Source organism: Streptococcus sp. WB01_FAA12 (assembly GCF_012843315.1).
Taxonomy (GTDB): domain Bacteria; phylum Bacillota; class Bacilli; order Lactobacillales; family Streptococcaceae; genus Streptococcus.
Genome location: NZ_JABAEX010000004.1, coordinates 101,487 through 118,303 on the forward strand (window position 1 = coordinate 101,487; position 16,817 = coordinate 118,303).

The 16,817-nt window shown below is 41.4% G+C and carries 17 protein-coding genes; 16 read left to right on the forward strand and 1 reads right to left on the reverse strand.

What is annotated here, in order from left to right:
* Positions 1 to 2: 2 nt before the first annotated feature.
* From HF881_RS06675 to gap, 11 genes are all read left to right on the forward strand, one after another.
* Positions 3 to 1,193 (forward strand): acetate kinase, encoded by a 1,191-nt coding sequence (locus tag HF881_RS06675; RefSeq protein ID WP_093587063.1) that lies wholly within the window; start codon positions 3 to 5, stop codon positions 1,191 to 1,193.
* 159 nt (positions 1,194 to 1,352) lie between these two features.
* Entirely contained in the window at positions 1,353 to 1,724 is a 372-nt protein-coding gene (gene rnpA / locus HF881_RS06680) for a ribonuclease P protein component (protein WP_000748124.1), read from the forward strand.
* Complete coding sequence (locus tag HF881_RS06685) at positions 1,699 to 2,511, forward strand: YidC/Oxa1 family membrane protein insertase (RefSeq protein ID WP_169446864.1); 813 nt, start codon at positions 1,699 to 1,701, stop codon at positions 2,509 to 2,511. Before rnpA ends, HF881_RS06685 begins: the two co-directional genes overlap by 26 nt.
* A 17-nt stretch (positions 2,512 to 2,528) precedes the next feature.
* On the forward strand, positions 2,529 to 3,518 hold the full coding sequence (gene jag, locus HF881_RS06690; protein WP_169446865.1) for an RNA-binding cell elongation regulator Jag/EloR: 990 nt from the start codon (positions 2,529 to 2,531) through the stop codon (positions 3,516 to 3,518).
* A gap of 50 nt (positions 3,519 to 3,568) precedes the next feature.
* Entirely contained in the window at positions 3,569 to 4,192 is a 624-nt protein-coding gene (locus tag HF881_RS06695; RefSeq protein WP_169446866.1) for a ribonuclease P, read from the forward strand.
* A 118-nt stretch (positions 4,193 to 4,310) separates the two neighbouring features.
* Complete coding sequence (gene tkt / locus HF881_RS06700) at positions 4,311 to 6,287, forward strand: transketolase (RefSeq protein ID WP_169446867.1); 1,977 nt, start codon at positions 4,311 to 4,313, stop codon at positions 6,285 to 6,287.
* Positions 6,288 to 6,415: 128 nt separating this feature from the next.
* The gene (gene yajC / locus HF881_RS06705) at positions 6,416 to 6,736 is read left to right on the forward strand and encodes a preprotein translocase subunit YajC (protein ID WP_025168961.1); all 321 of its coding nucleotides are present in this window, start codon (positions 6,416 to 6,418) and stop codon (positions 6,734 to 6,736) included.
* Positions 6,737 to 6,783: 47 nt separating this feature from the next.
* On the forward strand, positions 6,784 to 7,227 hold the full coding sequence (locus tag HF881_RS06710; protein WP_169446868.1) for a low molecular weight protein-tyrosine-phosphatase: 444 nt from the start codon (positions 6,784 to 6,786) through the stop codon (positions 7,225 to 7,227).
* On the forward strand, positions 7,214 to 7,627 hold the full coding sequence (locus HF881_RS06715; RefSeq protein WP_169446869.1) for an MORN repeat-containing protein: 414 nt from the start codon (positions 7,214 to 7,216) through the stop codon (positions 7,625 to 7,627). The genes HF881_RS06710 and HF881_RS06715 overlap by 14 nt, the downstream gene beginning before the upstream one ends.
* Before the next feature lie 296 nt (positions 7,628 to 7,923).
* Complete coding sequence (adhE, locus tag HF881_RS06720) at positions 7,924 to 10,575, forward strand: bifunctional acetaldehyde-CoA/alcohol dehydrogenase (RefSeq protein WP_169446870.1); 2,652 nt, start codon at positions 7,924 to 7,926, stop codon at positions 10,573 to 10,575.
* Positions 10,576 to 10,878: 303 nt separating this feature from the next.
* Complete coding sequence (gene gap / locus HF881_RS06725) at positions 10,879 to 11,889, forward strand: type I glyceraldehyde-3-phosphate dehydrogenase (RefSeq protein ID WP_000260678.1); 1,011 nt, start codon at positions 10,879 to 10,881, stop codon at positions 11,887 to 11,889.
* Between the two features lie 67 nt (positions 11,890 to 11,956).
* Here gap and HF881_RS06730 read toward each other — a convergent pair whose 3' ends face one another.
* The gene (locus HF881_RS06730; RefSeq protein ID WP_240956792.1) at positions 11,957 to 12,832 is read right to left on the reverse strand and encodes an RluA family pseudouridine synthase; all 876 of its coding nucleotides are present in this window, start codon (positions 12,830 to 12,832) and stop codon (positions 11,957 to 11,959) included.
* Between the two features lie 86 nt (positions 12,833 to 12,918).
* On the opposite strand from HF881_RS06730, the gene pbp2a reads away from it, so the two are divergent.
* From pbp2a to HF881_RS06755, 5 genes are all read left to right on the forward strand, one after another.
* Positions 12,919 to 15,114: a penicillin-binding protein PBP2A gene (pbp2a, locus tag HF881_RS06735; protein ID WP_169446871.1), complete on the forward strand. Its 2,196-nt coding sequence runs from the start codon at positions 12,919 to 12,921 to the stop codon at positions 15,112 to 15,114.
* Between the two features lie 52 nt (positions 15,115 to 15,166).
* Positions 15,167 to 15,319 (forward strand): 50S ribosomal protein L33, encoded by a 153-nt coding sequence (gene rpmG / locus HF881_RS06740; protein ID WP_001809375.1) that lies wholly within the window; start codon positions 15,167 to 15,169, stop codon positions 15,317 to 15,319.
* A 9-nt stretch (positions 15,320 to 15,328) separates the two neighbouring features.
* Complete coding sequence (secE, locus tag HF881_RS06745; protein ID WP_000505776.1) at positions 15,329 to 15,505, forward strand: preprotein translocase subunit SecE; 177 nt, start codon at positions 15,329 to 15,331, stop codon at positions 15,503 to 15,505.
* Between the two features lie 87 nt (positions 15,506 to 15,592).
* The gene (gene nusG, locus HF881_RS06750) at positions 15,593 to 16,129 is read left to right on the forward strand and encodes a transcription termination/antitermination protein NusG (RefSeq protein ID WP_000376732.1); all 537 of its coding nucleotides are present in this window, start codon (positions 15,593 to 15,595) and stop codon (positions 16,127 to 16,129) included.
* 120 nt (positions 16,130 to 16,249) lie between these two features.
* Positions 16,250 to 16,723, forward strand: a complete 474-nt coding sequence (locus tag HF881_RS06755; RefSeq protein WP_169446872.1) for a sigma-70 family RNA polymerase sigma factor — start codon at positions 16,250 to 16,252, stop codon at positions 16,721 to 16,723.
* Positions 16,724 to 16,817 lie beyond the last annotated feature (94 nt).

Here is a 16,817-nt window from a genome sequence, read left to right on the forward strand (position 1 = left end):
TTATGACTAAAACAATTGCAATCAATGCAGGAAGCTCGAGTTTGAAATGGCAACTTTACCAAATGCCAGAAGAAATAGTATTAGCGAAAGGCTTGATTGAACGTATTGGCTTGAAGGACTCTATCTCAACTGTAAAATTCGACGGCCGTTCTGAACAACAAATTCTTGATATTGAAGATCACACACAAGCTGTTAAAATTTTATTGGATGATTTGATTCGTTTCGATATCATCAAATCTTATGATGAGATTACAGGTGTTGGGCACCGTGTTGTGGCTGGTGGCGAATATTTCAAAGAGTCAACCTTGGTAGAGGGTGATGTTTTGGAAAAGGTTGAAGAGTTGGGACTTTTAGCTCCTCTTCACAACCCAGCCAACGCAGCAGGAATTCGCGCATTTAAGGAATTGCTTCCAGATATTACCAGCGTTGTTGTTTTTGATACATCATTCCATACAACAATGCCAGAGAAAGCCTATCGTTACCCTCTTCCAAACAAATACTATACTGAAAATAAAGTTCGTAAGTATGGAGCCCACGGGACAAGTCATCAGTTTGTAGCAGGAGAAGCAGCTAAAATTTTAGGTCGCCCTCTAGAAGAGTTGAAATTGATTACCTGCCATATTGGTAATGGTGCTTCTATTACAGCTGTCAAAGGCGGTCAGTCTGTTGATACATCCATGGGCTTCACTCCACTTGGTGGTATTATGATGGGGACTCGTACAGGTGATATTGATCCGGCAATTATCCCCTATTTAATGCAACATACAGATGACTTTAATACACCAGAGGATATCAGTCGAATTCTCAATCGTGAGTCAGGACTTTTGGGTGTTTCTGAGAGATCAAGCGATATGCGTGATATTCACGAAGCTATGCGTGCGGGTGATGAGAAAGCGCAGCTGGCAAATGAGATTTTTGTGGATCGTATCCAAAAGTATATTGGTCAGTATTTGGCAGTTTTGAACGGTGCAGATGCCATTATCTTTACAGCTGGAATTGGAGAAAATTCTGTAACGATTCGTCAGATGGTTATTGAAGGCATTTCTTGGTTTGGCTGTGATGTAGATCCTGAAAAGAATGTCTTTGGAGCGACAGGTGATATCTCAACAGAAGCTGCTAAAGTTCGTGTCTTGGTTATCCCAACTGATGAAGAATTGGTTATCGCTCGTGATGTTGAACGCTTGAAAAAGTAACATGAACTGAATAAAATTACAAGATAAGATACAATAAAAAGGAGTTGGGAGATAAATTTTCCCAACTTTTTGTTGTTAAAACAGTCTAAAACCTTGTCATTATTGGCTTTTTTGAAATTTATGGTATAATAGTAGTAATTTAATAGATGGAGTGGAGTTTTGAAGAAAAGCTTTCGTGTAAAAAGAGAGAAAGATTTTAAGGCTATTTTCACGGATGGAACAAGTTTTGCTAATCGTAAATTTGTTGTCTACCAATTGGAAAATCAGAAAAGTCATTTTCGAGTAGGGCTGTCCGTCAGTAAGAAATTAGGGAATGCAGTTACCAGAAATCAAATTAAAAGACGGATTCGACACATTTTGCTAAGTGTAAGGGAGCAGTTAGCTGATAACGTTGATTTTGTCGTGATTGCTCGAAAAGGGGTTGAAGGCTTGGATTATGCAGAAATGGAGAAAAATCTACTCCACGTATTAAAGTTATCAAAGATTTATCGGGAAGGAATTAGGAGTGAAAAAGAAACTACAGTTGACTAGTTTGCTGGGCTTGTCCTTATTTTTCATGACAGCCTGTGGGACAAGCGATGTTGCAGCAGATTCTACAGATATATGGAGTAAATTTGTCTATTTTTTTGCTGAAATCATCCGCTTCTTGTCCTTTGACATTAGTATCGGAGTGGGGATTATCCTCTTCACAATCTTGATCCGGACGATTTTATTGCCAGTCTTTCAGACTCAGATGGTGGCCTCAAGAAAAATGCAAGAGGCTCAACCACGCATCAAGGCTCTGCAAGAACAATATCCAGGTCGTGATATGGAAAGTAGAACCAAGCTGGATCAGGAGATGCGGAAGGTCTATAAAGAATTAGGGGTCAAACACTCTTCTTCTCTCTGGCCGATTTTGATTCAAATGCCGGTTCTCTTGGCTCTCTTCCAAGCCTTGACTCGAGTGGACTTTTTGAAAACAGGGCATTTTTTGTGGGTGAACCTTGGGGGAGTAGACACAAGCTTTATCCTTCCGATTTTGGCAGCAGTCTTTACCTTCTTAAGCAGTTGGTTATCGAATAAGGCTTTGCCTGAAAGAAGTGGAGCTATGACAGGGATGATGTACGGAATGCCTGTACTGATCTTTATCTTTGCCATCTCTTCACCTAGTGGCGTAGCCTTGTACTGGGCAGTATCCAATGCTTATCAAGTTTTGCAAACCTACTTCTTAAATAATCCTTTTAAGATTATTGCAGCGCGTGAGGCGGAAGTACAAGCTAAAAAAGATTTGGAAAATAGAAAAAGAAAAGCCAAGAAAAAGGCTCAGAAAACGAAATAATAAGGAGGAATCTGATAATGGTATTATTTACAGGTTCAACTGTTGAAGAAGCAATCCAGAAAGGATTGAAAGAGTTAGGTATTCCGAGAATGAAGACTCACATCAAGGTCGTGTCCAAAGAGAAGAAAGGTTTTTTAGGCTTATTTGGGAAAAAACCAGCTCAAGTTGATATTGAGGCGATTAGTGAGACGACTGTGATTAAGGCCAATCAACAAGCTGTAAAAGGTGTTCCGAAAGAGATCAATGAACAAAACGAACCTGTTAAGACAGTAACAGAGGCGACAGTTGATCTTGGTCATGTTGTTGAGGCGATCAAAAAAATAGAAGAGGAAGGTCAGGGTGTTTCTGATGAAATCAAGGCTGAAATCTTGAAAAATGAGAAACATGCTAGCACGATTTTAGAAGAAACAGGTCACATCGCAATTTTAAATGAATTGCAGACAGGAGATGCTGGAGTGGAAGACCCAGCAGAGTGTGAAGAATTTGTATCTATGTCAGAATCGGTAGAAAGCCAGTCTTTGGAAGATCTAGGTTTGAAGGTGGAGCCGAGTTATGACATCGAACAAGTAGCAACTCAAGTGGCTAACTATGTCCAAACCATTGTGGATGATATGGATGTTGAAGGGACGATTTCAAGCGACTACAATCGTCGCACGATTAATCTTCAAATCGATACCAATGAGCCTGGTCGCATTATCGGCTATCATGGGAAAGTATTGAAAGCACTTCAGCTTTTGGCGCAAAACTACCTCTACAATCGTTATTCAAGAACTTTTTATATTACAATCAACGTCAATGATTACGTTGAACATCGTGCAGAAGTGTTGCAAACCTACGCTCAAAAATTAGCGACTCGCGTTTTGGAGGAAGGTCGTAGCCAGCAAACAGATCCAATGTCGAATAGCGAACGCAAGATTATCCATCGCATTATTTCACGCATAGATGGGGTGACCAGCTATTCTGAGGGCGATGAGCCAAATCGCTATGTTGTCGTAGATGCAGAATAAACAAAATCAGGCTTGTCCTGATTTTTTGTTAGAAAAGGGAGAAGAAACAGATGATGGAAGCAATCAAGAACTATCTATCTTATGCGGGAATCCAGTACCGTAATCCAGATAAGGCTGGAGATGAGCGAGAGAAGATGCTAGAATTGCGCCACAAAGGGCAGGAGGCTCGCAAGGCTTTTACGAACTTAGCTAAGGCCTTCCAAGAAAAGCATCCAGAATGGCAACTGCAACAGACTAGTCAGTGGATGAATCAAGCGCAACGCTTGCGACCGCATTTCTGGGTCTATCTACAGAGGAATGGACAAGTGACAGAACCTATGATGGCTCTTCGTTTGTATGGAACACCTGCTGACTTTGGGATTTCTTTGGAAGTTAGTTTCATCGAGCGAAAGAAAGATGAACAGACCTTAGACAAGCAAGCCAAGGTTTTAGAGCTTCCAGCGGTAGAAGGAATTTATTATCTAGTCTACTCAAATGGGGAAGGTCATAAGGTGGAGGCTACTGAGGAGAATCGCCGTACTTTACGCGAGAAGGTGAGCAGTCAGGAAGCCCGAAAAGTCTTAGTCAAGTCAGATGTTTCCTTCATTGAAAATCAGTCAGTAGAAGCGATATTGGAGGAGCTAGAAGACGCTTATACTCGTTTGCTCCCGTACTATGAAGTGACGAGGGGATAGACAAATCAAATGTGTTAGATGAACGCAAATTGTTTTATTGCTATTCTATGCATTTTTTCATATAATAGAAAAATAGGATGTGTGATTCATTAATCACCTCAAAGAGAAAGGAAATTCTATGTCAAATCTATCTGTTAATGCAATTCGTTTTCTAGGTATTGACGCCATTAACAAAGCAAACTCAGGTCACCCAGGGGTGGTTATGGGGGCTGCTCCAATGGCCTATAGCCTCTTTACAAAGCAACTTCGTATCAATCCAGCTCAACCAAACTGGATTAACCGCGATCGCTTTATTCTTTCAGCAGGACACGGATCTATGCTTCTCTATGCCCTTCTTCACCTTTCTGGTTTTGAAGATGTCAGCATGGATGAAGTCAAGAACTTCCGCCAATGGGGTTCCAAAACACCAGGTCACCCAGAATTTGGGCATACTGCAGGGGTTGACGCTACGACAGGTCCTCTAGGGCAAGGGATTTCAACTGCTACTGGTTTTGCCCAAGCAGAACGTTTCCTTGCAGCGAAGTATAACCGTGAAGGCTTCAATATCTTTGACCACTATACTTATGTGATCTGTGGAGACGGAGACTTGATGGAAGGTGTCTCAAGTGAGGCAGCTTCATACGCAGGTTTGCAAAAACTTGACAAGTTGGTGGTTCTGTATGATTCAAATGACATCAACTTGGATGGTGAGACAAAGGATTCCTTTACAGAAAGTGTTCGTGACCGTTACAATGCCTACGGTTGGCATACAGCCTTGGTTGAAGATGGAACAGACTTGGAAGCAATCCATGCGGCTATCGAAGCTGCTAAAGCTTCAGGCAAACCATCTTTGATTGAAGTGAAGACTGTTATTGGATACGGTTCTCCAAACAAACAAGGAACCAATGCTGTACACGGTGCTCCTCTTGGAGCCGACGAAACTGCAGCAACTCGTCAAGCCCTCGGTTGGAACTATGAACCATTTGAAATTCCAGAGCAAGTTTATGCTGATTTTAAAGAAAATGTTGCAGACCGTGGTGCATCAGCTTATCAAGCTTGGACAAAACTAGTTGCTGATTATAAAGAAGCGCATCCAGAACTTGCTGCAGAAGTAGAAGCCATTATCGACGGCCGTGATCCAGTTAAAGTGACTCCAGCAGACTTCCCAGCCTTAGAAAATGGCTTCTCTCAAGCAACTCGTAATTCAAGTCAAGATGCTTTGAACGTTGTAGCTGCTAAATTGCCAACTTTCTTAGGTGGTTCAGCTGACCTTGCTCACTCAAACATGACTTACATCAAAACGGATGGACTTCAAGATGATGCCAATCGCTTGAACCGCAACATTCAGTTTGGTGTTCGTGAATTTGCAATGGGAACGATTTTGAACGGGATGGCTCTTCATGGTGGACTTCGTGTTTACGGTGGTACTTTCTTTGTCTTCTCTGACTATGTGAAAGCAGCTGTCCGTTTGTCAGCCTTGCAAGGACTTCCTGTGACTTATGTCTTCACCCACGATTCTATTGCAGTTGGTGAAGATGGTCCAACTCACGAACCAGTTGAACACTTAGCTGGTCTCCGTGCTATGCCAAATCTGAATGTTTTCCGCCCAGCAGATGCGCGTGAAACTCAAGCGGCTTGGTACCTTGCAGTGACAAGCGAAAAAACACCAACTGCCCTTGTCTTGACACGTCAAAACTTGACTGTCGAAGAGGGAACAGACTTTGACAAGGTTGCAAAAGGTGCCTATGTTGTCTATGAAAATGCAGCAGACTTTGATACTATCTTGATTGCAACAGGTTCAGAGGTGAATTTGGCTGTCGCAGCTGCCAAAGAATTGGCTAGTCAAAGCGCAAAAGTCCGTGTAGTTAGCATGCCATCTACAGATGTCTTTGACGCACAAGATGCAGCTTACAAGGAAGAAATCCTTCCAAGTGCAATCCGCCGTCGTGTTGCAGTTGAAATGGGTGCAACTCAAAACTGGTACAAATATGTCGGTCTTGATGGTGCAGTTCTCGGTATTGATACCTTCGGAGCATCTGCCCCAGCACCAAAAGTCTTGGCAGAGCATGGATTTACGGTAGAAAATCTAGTCAAAGTTGTCCAAAACTTGAAATAATCGTAGAAATCAGAGTGAAAGCTCTGATTTTTTATAATCATAAAAACAAGGCACAATCTTGTAAAAGTAGCTGAAATTTGATATAGTAGTCCTATGTAAAATACAAAGGAGAAAATACTATGGAAAATATTAGTCCAAATTTAACATTTGTGATCATGCTTGTAGGTATGTTTGCCTTGATGTTCTTTATGCAACGTTCTCAAAAGAAACAAGCACAAAAGCGTATGGAAAGCTTGAACAAGCTTCAAAAAGGCTATGAAGTGATTACAATCGGTGGCCTTTACGGAACAGTGGATGAAGTAGATACTGAGAAAGGTACAATCGTACTGGATGTAGATGGCGTTTATTTGACTTTTGAATTGGCTGCGATTAAGACTGTTTTGCCACTCAAAGAAGCTGTGACACCAGAAGGAACAGTTGTTGACGAAGGCGGAGCAATCGAAGAATAAAACGGGACCTGTCACTCCCGTTTTTCTATGAGACGAGAGGAAAAGGGATGAAAAAAATAGTATTTGTTTGCTTAGGAAATATTTGCCGAAGTCCCATGGCAGAGTTTGTGATGAAGTCCATAACGAGCGATTACCACGTCGAAAGCCGGGCAACGTCATCATGGGAACATGGCAATCCGATTCATAGGGGAACGCAAGGGATTTTCCAGCAATATCGGATCCCGTATGACAAAGACAAAACATCACTCCAGATTCGTAGAGAAGATTTTGAGTTATTTGATTACATTATCGGTATGGATGCTTCAAACGTTTCAGATCTGCGTCAAATGTGTCCTCAGGAATTGCAGCATAAGATCTACCCTTTTGCATCTGAAAGTGTTCCAGATCCTTGGTATACAGGAGATTTTGAGGAAACCTATGCGCGTATCACAAGTGGATGCCAAAACTGGCTAGATCGTTTAGAAAATGAGAGTGACAATGGAAAAGCTTAAAGAAATCTTCGAAAAATATCGAGTTTACCTAACTCGCCCACGTATAGAGATTGCAACTGTCCTTCTAATCGCTATCTGCGCCGTGTCAGTTTTTCTACTAAACACACCTAAAAAAGGTGTCCTGACACTTGATGGTGGTGCACTTGTTTATGATGGAACCTTGGTAAGAGGAAAGATGAATGGTCAAGGAACCCTGACCTTTGAAAATGGAGACCAATATACAGGTGATTTCAATAATGGAGCCTTTAATGGAAAAGGGACTTTCCAATCAAAAGATGGCTGGAAATATGAAGGTGATTTTGTAAATGGCCAGGCTGAAGGTCAAGGGAAGTTGACTACCGAGCAGGAAGTTGTCTATGAAGGCAGCTTTAAACAAGGCGTCTTTCAACAAAAACAATAGTCTCCAGATTAGGGGACTATTCTCAAAAGCAAAAAAGAAAGCGCTTTCTAGAAATGGAGTCGATATCTGATTATCAACGAGAAAAAACTTTGTGAAATAAAAAAATATTTTTCATAATTTCACAATCGTCCAGACAAAACTCTATTGTGCAGGTGCATTGAGAAAAAAATCACAATTCCACAAAATTTCTTTGTGAAATGCTTATGAAACGGTTTACAAAGTCTTGAAAAAGAGTTATAATAAAATTGTGAAAAAATTAACAAAGGATTAAATCCTTGAAGGCTATGGAGGACAATATGGCTGATAAAAAAACGTTAACACCTGAGGAAAAACAACTCGCTGCTGAAAAGCATGTCGACGGGTTAGTGAAAAAGGCCTTGGTTGCGCTTGATGAAATGCGCAAGTTGAATCAAGAGCAAGTTGACTACATCGTAGCGAAAGCTTCAGTTGCAGCTCTTGATGCGCACGGAATTCTTGCTCAACATGCAGTTGAAGAAACTGGTCGTGGTGTATTTGAAGACAAGGCTACAAAAAACCTTTTTGCCTGTGAGCACGTTGTGAATAATATGCGTGGTGTTAAAACTGTTGGAGTTATCGAAGATGATCCAGTTACAGGCTTGACTAAAATTGCAGAACCTGTCGGTGTAGTGTGTGGTGTCACTCCAACAACGAACCCAACATCAACAGCTATTTTCAAATCATTGATTGCTTTGAAAACACGTAATCCAATCGTGTTTGCTTTCCACCCATCAGCTCAAGAATCTTCTGCTCACGCAGCACAAATCGTTCGTGATGCAGCTATCGCAGCTGGAGCACCTGAAAACTGTGTTCAATGGATTACAGAACCATCTATGGAAGCAACTGGAGCGCTTATGAACCACGAAGGTGTTGCAACTATCCTTGCAACTGGTGGTAATGCTATGGTTAAGGCGGCTTACTCATGTGGGAAACCAGCTCTTGGGGTAGGTGCCGGAAACGTTCCTGCTTATGTAGAAAAATCTGCTGACCTCCGTCAAGCTGCTCACGACATCGTTATGTCTAAATCATTTGATAATGGTATGGTCTGTGCATCAGAGCAAGCTGTTATCATTGATAAAGAAGTGTATGACGAATTTGTAGAAGAATTCAAATCATACCATACTTACTTTGTAAACAAAAAAGAAAAAGCCCTTCTTGAAGAATTCTGTTTCGGTGTGAAAGCCAACAGCAAGAACTGTGCAGGTGCTAAACTAAATGCAAACATCGTTGGTAAACCAGCGGCATGGATTGCTGAACAAGCAGGATTTAGTGTTCCAGAAGGAACAAACATCTTGGCTGCAGAATGTGCAGAAGTAGGACCAAAAGAACCATTGACTCGTGAAAAATTGTCACCAGTCATTGCTGTCCTAAAAGCTGAAGACACTGAAGACGGACTTACAAAAGCTCGTCAAATGGTTGAGTTTAACGGACTTGGTCACTCAGCAGCCATCCATACAAAAGACGAAGCTCTTGCTAAACGCTTTGGTACAGAAATCAAAGCAATGCGTATTATCTGGAACTCTCCATCTACTTTCGGTGGTATCGGTGACGTATACAATGCCTTCATCCCATCATTGACACTTGGATGTGGTTCATACGGACGCAACTCAGTTGGTGATAACGTGAGCGCTATCAACCTTCTAAACATCAAGAAAGTAGGGAAACGTAGAAATAATATGCAATGGTTTAAAGTTCCTTCAAAAATTTACTTCGAACGCAATTCTATCCAATACCTTCAAACATGTGAAGATATTGAACGTGTTATGATTGTTACAGATAAATCGATCGAAAAACTTGGCTTTGTTCAACGTGTTATCGACCAATTGAACGCGCGTAGCAACCGTGTAACTATCCAAGTCTTCTCAGATGTTGAACCAGATCCAGACATCACAACTGTAGAACGTGGTGCTGAAGTGATGAAAGCATTTGAACCAGATACAATCATCGCTCTTGGTGGTGGTTCTCCAATGGACGCGGCCAAAGTAATGTGGCTCTTCTACGAACAACCAGAAATCGATTTCCGTGACTTGGTTCAAAAATTCATGGACATCCGTAAACGTGCCTTCCGCTTCCCATCACTTGGTAAGAAAGCGAAGTACATCGGTATCCCAACAACTTCTGGTACAGGTTCAGAAGTAACACCATTTGCCGTTATCTCTGATAAGAAAAACAACCGTAAATACCCATTGGCTGACTACTCATTGACACCAACTATTGCCATTGTTGACCCTGCTTTGGTTGAATCAGTTCCTGACTTCATCGCTGCTGATACAGGTATGGATGTCTTGACTCACGCTACTGAAGCTTATACTTCAAACTTTGCTAACGACTACACAGACGGTATTGCGCTTCAAACAATCAAACTTGTCTTTGAATGGTTGGAAAAATCTGTTAAGACAGCTGATCCAGAAGCTCGTGAGAAAATGCATAATGCATCTACAATGGCTGGTATGGCCTTCGCCAATGCCTTCCTTGGTATGAGCCACTCAATGGCCCACAAGATCGGTGGTGTTCACCACACTGTTCACGGACGTACAAATGCAATCTTGCTTCCATACGTTATCCGTTACAACGGAACTCGTCCATCTAAGACTACTACATGGCCTAAATACAACTACTGGAAAGCTGATGAGAAATTCCAAGATATCGCGAAAATGCTTGGCTTGCCTCACTCAACTCCAGAAGAAGCAGTTGAAGCATACGCTAAAGCTGTTTACGAACTTGGTGAAGCAGTTGGAATCACAATGAACTTCAAAGGATTTGGAATCGATGAAAAAGCTTGGAAAGACAGCTTGCATGAAATTGCCTTACTTGCTTATGAAGACCAATGTTCACCTGCAAACCCACGCTTGCCAATGGTAGCCGACATGGAAGAAATTATGGCAGATGCTTACTATGGCTATGCAGAACGTCCAGGACGTCGCAAATAATCGTTTATCAGCCTAGAGGCAGGAGTTATCCTGCCTCTTTTCATAGTCCTATTTCTGAAGTTAGAGTTGAACTATGAGAAGAGAAGATTATGCGGATAGGATAGAATAGAAGATCCTAGAAATAAAAGATTAGGTGAATGAAGGGGATCGAAAAGTAGAAAAGCAAGAGAGAAAAACAACGCCCGTACTTGCAATTCTACTTAAATAGTTATATAATAATAATGTTGAAAGGTGATTTGTAGTGATTCAAGTTACTCTTTTCACAATAAAATTTTCAGGATTTTCATAAGGAGGAAATCACTAATGGTAGTTAAAGTTGGTATTAACGGTTTCGGACGTATCGGTCGTCTTGCTTTCCGCCGTATCCAAAACGTAGAAGGTGTTGAAGTTACTCGCATCAACGACCTTACAGATCCAGTTATGCTTGCACACTTGTTGAAATACGACACAACTCAAGGTCGTTTCGACGGTACTGTAGAAGTTAAAGAAGGTGGATTTGAAGTTAACGGTAAATTCGTTAAAGTTTCTGCTGAACGTGATCCAGAACAAATCGACTGGGCTACTGACGGTGTAGAAATCGTTCTTGAAGCAACTGGTTTCTTTGCTAAGAAAGCAGCAGCTGAAAAACACTTGCACGCTGGAGGAGCTAAAAAAGTTGTTATCACTGCTCCTGGTGGAAACGACGTTAAAACAGTTGTATTCAACACTAACCACGACGTTCTTGACGGTACTGAAACAGTTATCTCAGGTGCTTCATGTACTACAAACTGCTTGGCTCCAATGGCTAAAGCTCTTCAAGACAACTTCGGTGTTGTAGAAGGATTGATGACTACTATCCACGCTTACACTGGTGACCAAATGATCCTTGACGGACCACACCGTGGTGGTGACCTTCGCCGTGCTCGCGCTGGTGCTGCAAACATCGTTCCTAACTCAACTGGTGCTGCTAAAGCTATCGGTCTTGTAATCCCAGAATTGAATGGTAAACTTGACGGATCTGCACAACGTGTTCCAACTCCAACTGGATCAGTTACTGAATTGGTAGCAGTTCTTGAAAAGAACGTTACTGTTGATGAAGTGAATGCAGCTATGAAAGCAGCTTCAAACGAATCATACGGTTACACAGAAGATCCAATCGTATCTTCAGATATCGTAGGTATGTCTTACGGTTCATTGTTTGACGCAACTCAAACTAAAGTTCTTGACGTTGACGGTAAACAATTGGTTAAAGTTGTATCATGGTACGACAACGAAATGTCATACACTGCACAACTTGTACGTACTCTTGAATACTTTGCAAAAATCGCTAAATAATTCTTGAGTCGATAAAAGCAAGGCCAGAAGGCCTTGCTTTTTCTATATGGAAAAATGGATGCTAGTGTCATCCATTTTGTTTTAATTCTGTTTCGAAAGTATCCGAGAAGGCAGTGAAACTCAATTGTTCTAAGGTGAGTGGATGGGTAAAGGATAGTCGGAAGGCATGGAGCATGAGCCGGCTTGTTTTTGTTCTAGAGTTATAGAGAGGGTCGCCTATGATAGAATGTTTATGATGAGAAAGGTGAACACGGATTTGATGGGTTCGACCGGTCTTTAGTTTGCAACGAACCAGAGAAGTCTTATTTGGGAATTGTTTTAATCGACTGATATGAGTTTCAGCATGTTGACCATTTTTAGGATCCACTACCCGTTTTCTGCAATCGTGTCGATCACGACCAATTTTATCTCGGAAGATAAGTTCTTTATTCCCTACTTGCCCCTCTACGAGTGCCCAGTACTCACGAACGATTTCCTTTTTCTCCAACAAACGATTGAGAATAGGAAGGATAAAAGGATTTTTGGCAAAAAGCACTAAACCGCTTGTTTCCATATCCAGACGATGAACAACATAGCAAGTTTGACCAACGTAGGCAGAGACATGGTTGAGAAGGGCAATTTCATCTGGTTGATTACCGTGTGTTTTCATGCCTTCGGGTTTGTTGACGATAATGAGATGTTGGTCTTGGTAAATCTCCTGAACAAGGTCTGGGTTGCCCAAAAGGATTTCCTTTGTGGGATAATCTTCCTCGTCAAAAGTCAATTGACAAATATCCCCTGGCTTGACCATCTCGTTCCAGTGAACTTCTTCGTGGTTAATTAAGATGTTCTTCTTTATTCTCAAAAAATGGCGGATTTTTCTAGGGATGAGGAGTTGTTCCTCTAGGAATTGTTTGACCGTCATTTGAGGCAAGGATTCGGGTAATGTAAATGTGAATTGCATACAGATATTGTAACAAAAAAAGCCCTATTTGGATAGGGAGTAGCTAAATTCTTGAGTTCCTATGGTGAAGATGATAAAATAAACGCATGAAATTAGATAAATTATTTGAGAAGTTCCTTTCTCTCTTTAAAAAAGAAACGAGTGAATCGGCGGAGCCTGATTCGACTAGCATGCGTCGTTCACGGAGCGATAGAAAAAAATTGTCCCAAGTAGGCCCAATTCGGAAATTTTGGCGTCGTTATCATCTGACAAAGATCGTCATCATTTTAGGGTTAAGTGCTGGTTTGTTAGTAGGAACCTACCTATTTGCAATAGCCAAGTCTACCAATGTCAATGATTTGCAAAATGCCCTGAAAACGCGAACTCTGATTTTTGACCGTGAAGAAAAAGAGGCAGGAGCCCTGTCAGGTCAAAAGGGAACCTATGTTGAGCTGACAGATATCAGCAAAGACTTGCAGAATGCTGTCGTTGCGACAGAGGACCGTTCCTTCTATAAAAATGACGGGATTAACTATGGTCGGTTCTTCCTAGCTATTGTCACAGCAGGTCGTTCTGGAGGCGGTTCTACCATCACCCAACAGTTGGCGAAAAATGCCTATCTGTCTCAGGACCAAACCGTTGAACGGAAGGCCAAGGAGTTTTTCCTTGCCTTAGAGTTGACAAAGAAATACAGCAAGGAGCAAATCCTTACTATGTACCTCAATAACGCCTACTTCGGGAATGGGGTGTGGGGTGTTGAAGATGCAAGTAAGAAATATTTCGGTGTATCCGCTTCGCAACTAACGCTTGATCAGGCAGCCACTCTAGCGGGGATGCTCAAGGGGCCGGAGTTGTATAATCCTTTGAATTCCATTGAAGATTCAACTAACCGCAGGGATACAGTGTTACAAAATATGGTTGCGGCAGGCTATATTGATAAAAATCAAGAAACTGAAGCAGCTGGAGTAGATATGACTTCTCAACTGCAAGATAAGTATGAAGGTAAGATTTCTGATTATCGTTACCCATCCTATTTTGACGCAGTTGTCAACGAAGCAGTATCCAAGTACAATCTAACAGAAGAAGAGATTGTCAACAACGGTTATCGAATCTATACAGAACTTGATCAAAACTATCAAGCTAACATGCAGGTTATTTACGAAAATACTTCCCTATTTCCAACAGCAGAAGACGGAACGCATGCTGAATCAGGTAGTGTTGCTCTAGAACCTAAAACAGGTGGGGTGCGTGGAGTTGTCGGTCGCGTAGCTGGTGATGACAAATCAGGATTCCGTAATTTTAACTATGCCACCCAGTCTAAGCGTAGCCCGGGTTCAACTATCAAACCTTTAGTGGTTTATACTCCAGCTGTGGAAGCCGGATGGGCTTTGAACAAGCAACTGGACAACCACACCATGCAGTACGACAGTTATCAAGTAGACAACTATGCTGGCATTAAGACATCTCCTGAAGTGCCTATGTATCAAGCCTTGGCAGAATCGCTCAACTTACCAGCGGTTGCGACTGTAAATGATTTGGGGATCAATAAGGCCTTTGAAGCTGGGACGAGATTTGGTCTGAATATGGATAAAGTTGATCGTGTTCTTGGAGTTGCCCTAGGTGGAGGAGTAGAGACGAATCCTCTCCAAATGGCACAAGCCTATGCAGCTTTTGCTAATGAAGGACTGATGCCTGAAGCGCATTTCATCACTCGTATCGAAAATGCCAGTGGACAGGTCATCAAGAGCAATAAAAATTCCCAAAAACGAGTGATTGATAAGTCTGTAGCTGATAAAATGACCAGCATGATGCTAGGAACATTTACCAATGGTACAGGAATTAGTTCGTCACCAGCAGATTATGTCATGGCAGGGAAGACAGGTACTACCGAGGCTGTTTTCAACCCTGAATATACCAGTGACCAGTGGGTGATTGGTTATACTCCCGATGTGGTAATCAGCCATTGGCTTGGCTTCCCAACAACAGATGAGAACCATTATCTGGCAGGGTCGACCTCAAATGGAGCAGCCCATGTCTTTAGAAGTATGGCTAATACCATTTTGCCATACACTCCAGGTAGCACTTTTACAGTTGAGAATGCTTATAAACAAAATGGTATTGAACCAGAAAATACGAAAAAGCAGGTCGTTGAAAATGAAACGAACCAGTCCGAGGATCCGCTAGAAGATATTCGTAGCCGAGCTCAAAATCTTGTAGACGAAGCGGGACGTGCGATTTCGGATGCAAAGATAAAAGAGAAAGCCCAGACAATCTGGGACTCTATCGTCAATCTCTTTCGTTAAGAGGCTTGTCAAAGCCTAGGTTTCTTGTTATAATAGATAAGATGGAGGCGTTATGGCACTAAAAAAAGCAAGCCTAGCATGTGCAGTTTGCGGTTCAAGAAATTACTCAATTAAAATTAGTGGGAACCCCAAGCCAACACGACTAGAAGTAAATAAATTTTGTAAACATTGTGGAAAATATACGACACATAGAGAGACGAGATAGGAGAGAACGATGGGTTTTATTAAGGATATTTTTAAACTTCTTAAAGAAACAACTTGGCCAACTCGCAAAGAAAGCTGGAGAGATTTTCGCTCTATTATGGAATACACAGCCTTCTTTGTGGTCATCATTTATATTTTTGACCAGTTGATTGTTTCAGGTTTGATTCGATTTATTAACATTTTTTAGAAGAAAATTTGATTCGATTTATTAACATTTTTTAGAAGAAAAGCGGAGAACTTCTGCTAGCTTTCTTCTATTATGAAAGGAAATATCATGGATAGTTTTGATAAAGGATGGTTTGTTCTACAAACTTATTCTGGCTATGAAAATAAGGTAAAAGAAAATCTATTGCAACGTGCACAAACGTATAACATGTTGGATAATATTCTACGCGTTGAGATTCCAACACAAACCGTGCAAGTTGAGAAAAATGGAAAGAAAAAGGAAGTTGAAGAGAATCGCTTTCCGGGTTATGTCCTTGTAGAAATGGTCATGACCGATGAAGCATGGTTTGTTGTTCGAAACACACCTAACGTAACAGGATTCGTTGGCTCACATGGAAACAGATCAAAACCAACTCCATTATTGGAACAAGAGATTCGTGATATTCTGGTTTCAATGGGACAAACTGTTCAAGAGTTTGATATTGACGTTGAAGTTGGCCAGACAGTCCGCATTATTGATGGCGCTTTTGCAGACTACACAGGTAAAATTACTGAAATTGATAACAACAAAGTGAAGATGATTATCTCTATGTTTGGTAATGATACGATTGCAGAAGTGAATCTCAATCAAATTGCAGAATTATAACCGCAGAGAGGCCGTGCCTCTCTTTTTGTGTGCCGTTGAGGGAACGAGAAATACAGAAGAGGAGAAGTAGATCAAAGGCTTAATGCATTTTGTTAAACTAAATGCAGAAAGGAGAGGTCTATGAATCTAAAAGAATTATACGAAGAAAGTAAAGGGATTGTAAACAAGTGCCGCAAAGAATACCATTTACATCTGTGGGAGAAAGAGGACTGGGATCAGGAGGGGATGCTGTGCCTGTATGAGCTGGTCAGTCATCATCCAGAGTTGCTAGTGGGTGAACGTCACCGACTATATGTCTGCTTTAAAACCAAATTCCGCAATCGCATCCTAGACTACATCCGTAAACAAGAAAGTCACAAGCGCCGTTTCGACAAAGAGCCCTATGAGGAGGTGAGCGAAATTAGTCATCGCCTAGGAGAAAAAGGACTCAGACTGGATGATTACTATCTCTTTCATGAACTTCTAAGGAATTACAGAGCAAGTCAGAGTAAAGAAAAACAAGAACAACTTGACCGTCTAATGGGAGGAGAATGTTTCAAAGGTAGAAAATCCCTTCTGAGAGAATTAAGTATCGTATTCAGTGATTTTAGGTAAAAATAGTCAAAAGAATCCCTTGACAAAGAGGAAAAAGTAGGTATAATAGAAAGAGTTGAAAAGCTCAAGGTCCGTTGGTCAAGGGGTTAAGACA

Bases quoted from the DNA above. Each gene is read 5' to 3' on its own strand.
- HF881_RS06675 (WP_093587063.1), top strand. From the start codon at position 3: ATGACTAAAACAATTGCAATCAATGCAGGAAGCTCGAGTTTGAAATGG.
- jag (WP_169446865.1), top strand. From the start codon at position 2,529: ATGGTATTATTTACAGGTTCAACTGTTGAAGAAGCAATCCAGAAAGGA.
- HF881_RS06695 (WP_169446866.1), top strand. From the start codon at position 3,569: ATGATGGAAGCAATCAAGAACTATCTATCTTATGCGGGAATCCAGTAC.
- tkt (WP_169446867.1), top strand. From the start codon at position 4,311: ATGTCAAATCTATCTGTTAATGCAATTCGTTTTCTAGGTATTGACGCC.
- HF881_RS06710 (WP_169446868.1), top strand. From the start codon at position 6,784: ATGAAAAAAATAGTATTTGTTTGCTTAGGAAATATTTGCCGAAGTCCC.
- HF881_RS06715 (WP_169446869.1), top strand. From the start codon at position 7,214: ATGGAAAAGCTTAAAGAAATCTTCGAAAAATATCGAGTTTACCTAACT.
- adhE (WP_169446870.1), top strand. From the start codon at position 7,924: ATGGCTGATAAAAAAACGTTAACACCTGAGGAAAAACAACTCGCTGCT.
- gap (WP_000260678.1), top strand. From the start codon at position 10,879: ATGGTAGTTAAAGTTGGTATTAACGGTTTCGGACGTATCGGTCGTCTT.
- HF881_RS06730 (WP_240956792.1), bottom strand. From the start codon at position 12,832: ATGCAATTCACATTTACATTACCCGAATCCTTGCCTCAAATGACGGTC.
- pbp2a (WP_169446871.1), top strand. From the start codon at position 12,919: ATGAAATTAGATAAATTATTTGAGAAGTTCCTTTCTCTCTTTAAAAAA.
- rpmG (WP_001809375.1), top strand. From the start codon at position 15,167: ATGGCACTAAAAAAAGCAAGCCTAGCATGTGCAGTTTGCGGTTCAAGA.
- secE (WP_000505776.1), top strand. From the start codon at position 15,329: ATGGGTTTTATTAAGGATATTTTTAAACTTCTTAAAGAAACAACTTGG.
- nusG (WP_000376732.1), top strand. From the start codon at position 15,593: ATGGATAGTTTTGATAAAGGATGGTTTGTTCTACAAACTTATTCTGGC.
- HF881_RS06755 (WP_169446872.1), top strand. From the start codon at position 16,250: ATGAATCTAAAAGAATTATACGAAGAAAGTAAAGGGATTGTAAACAAG.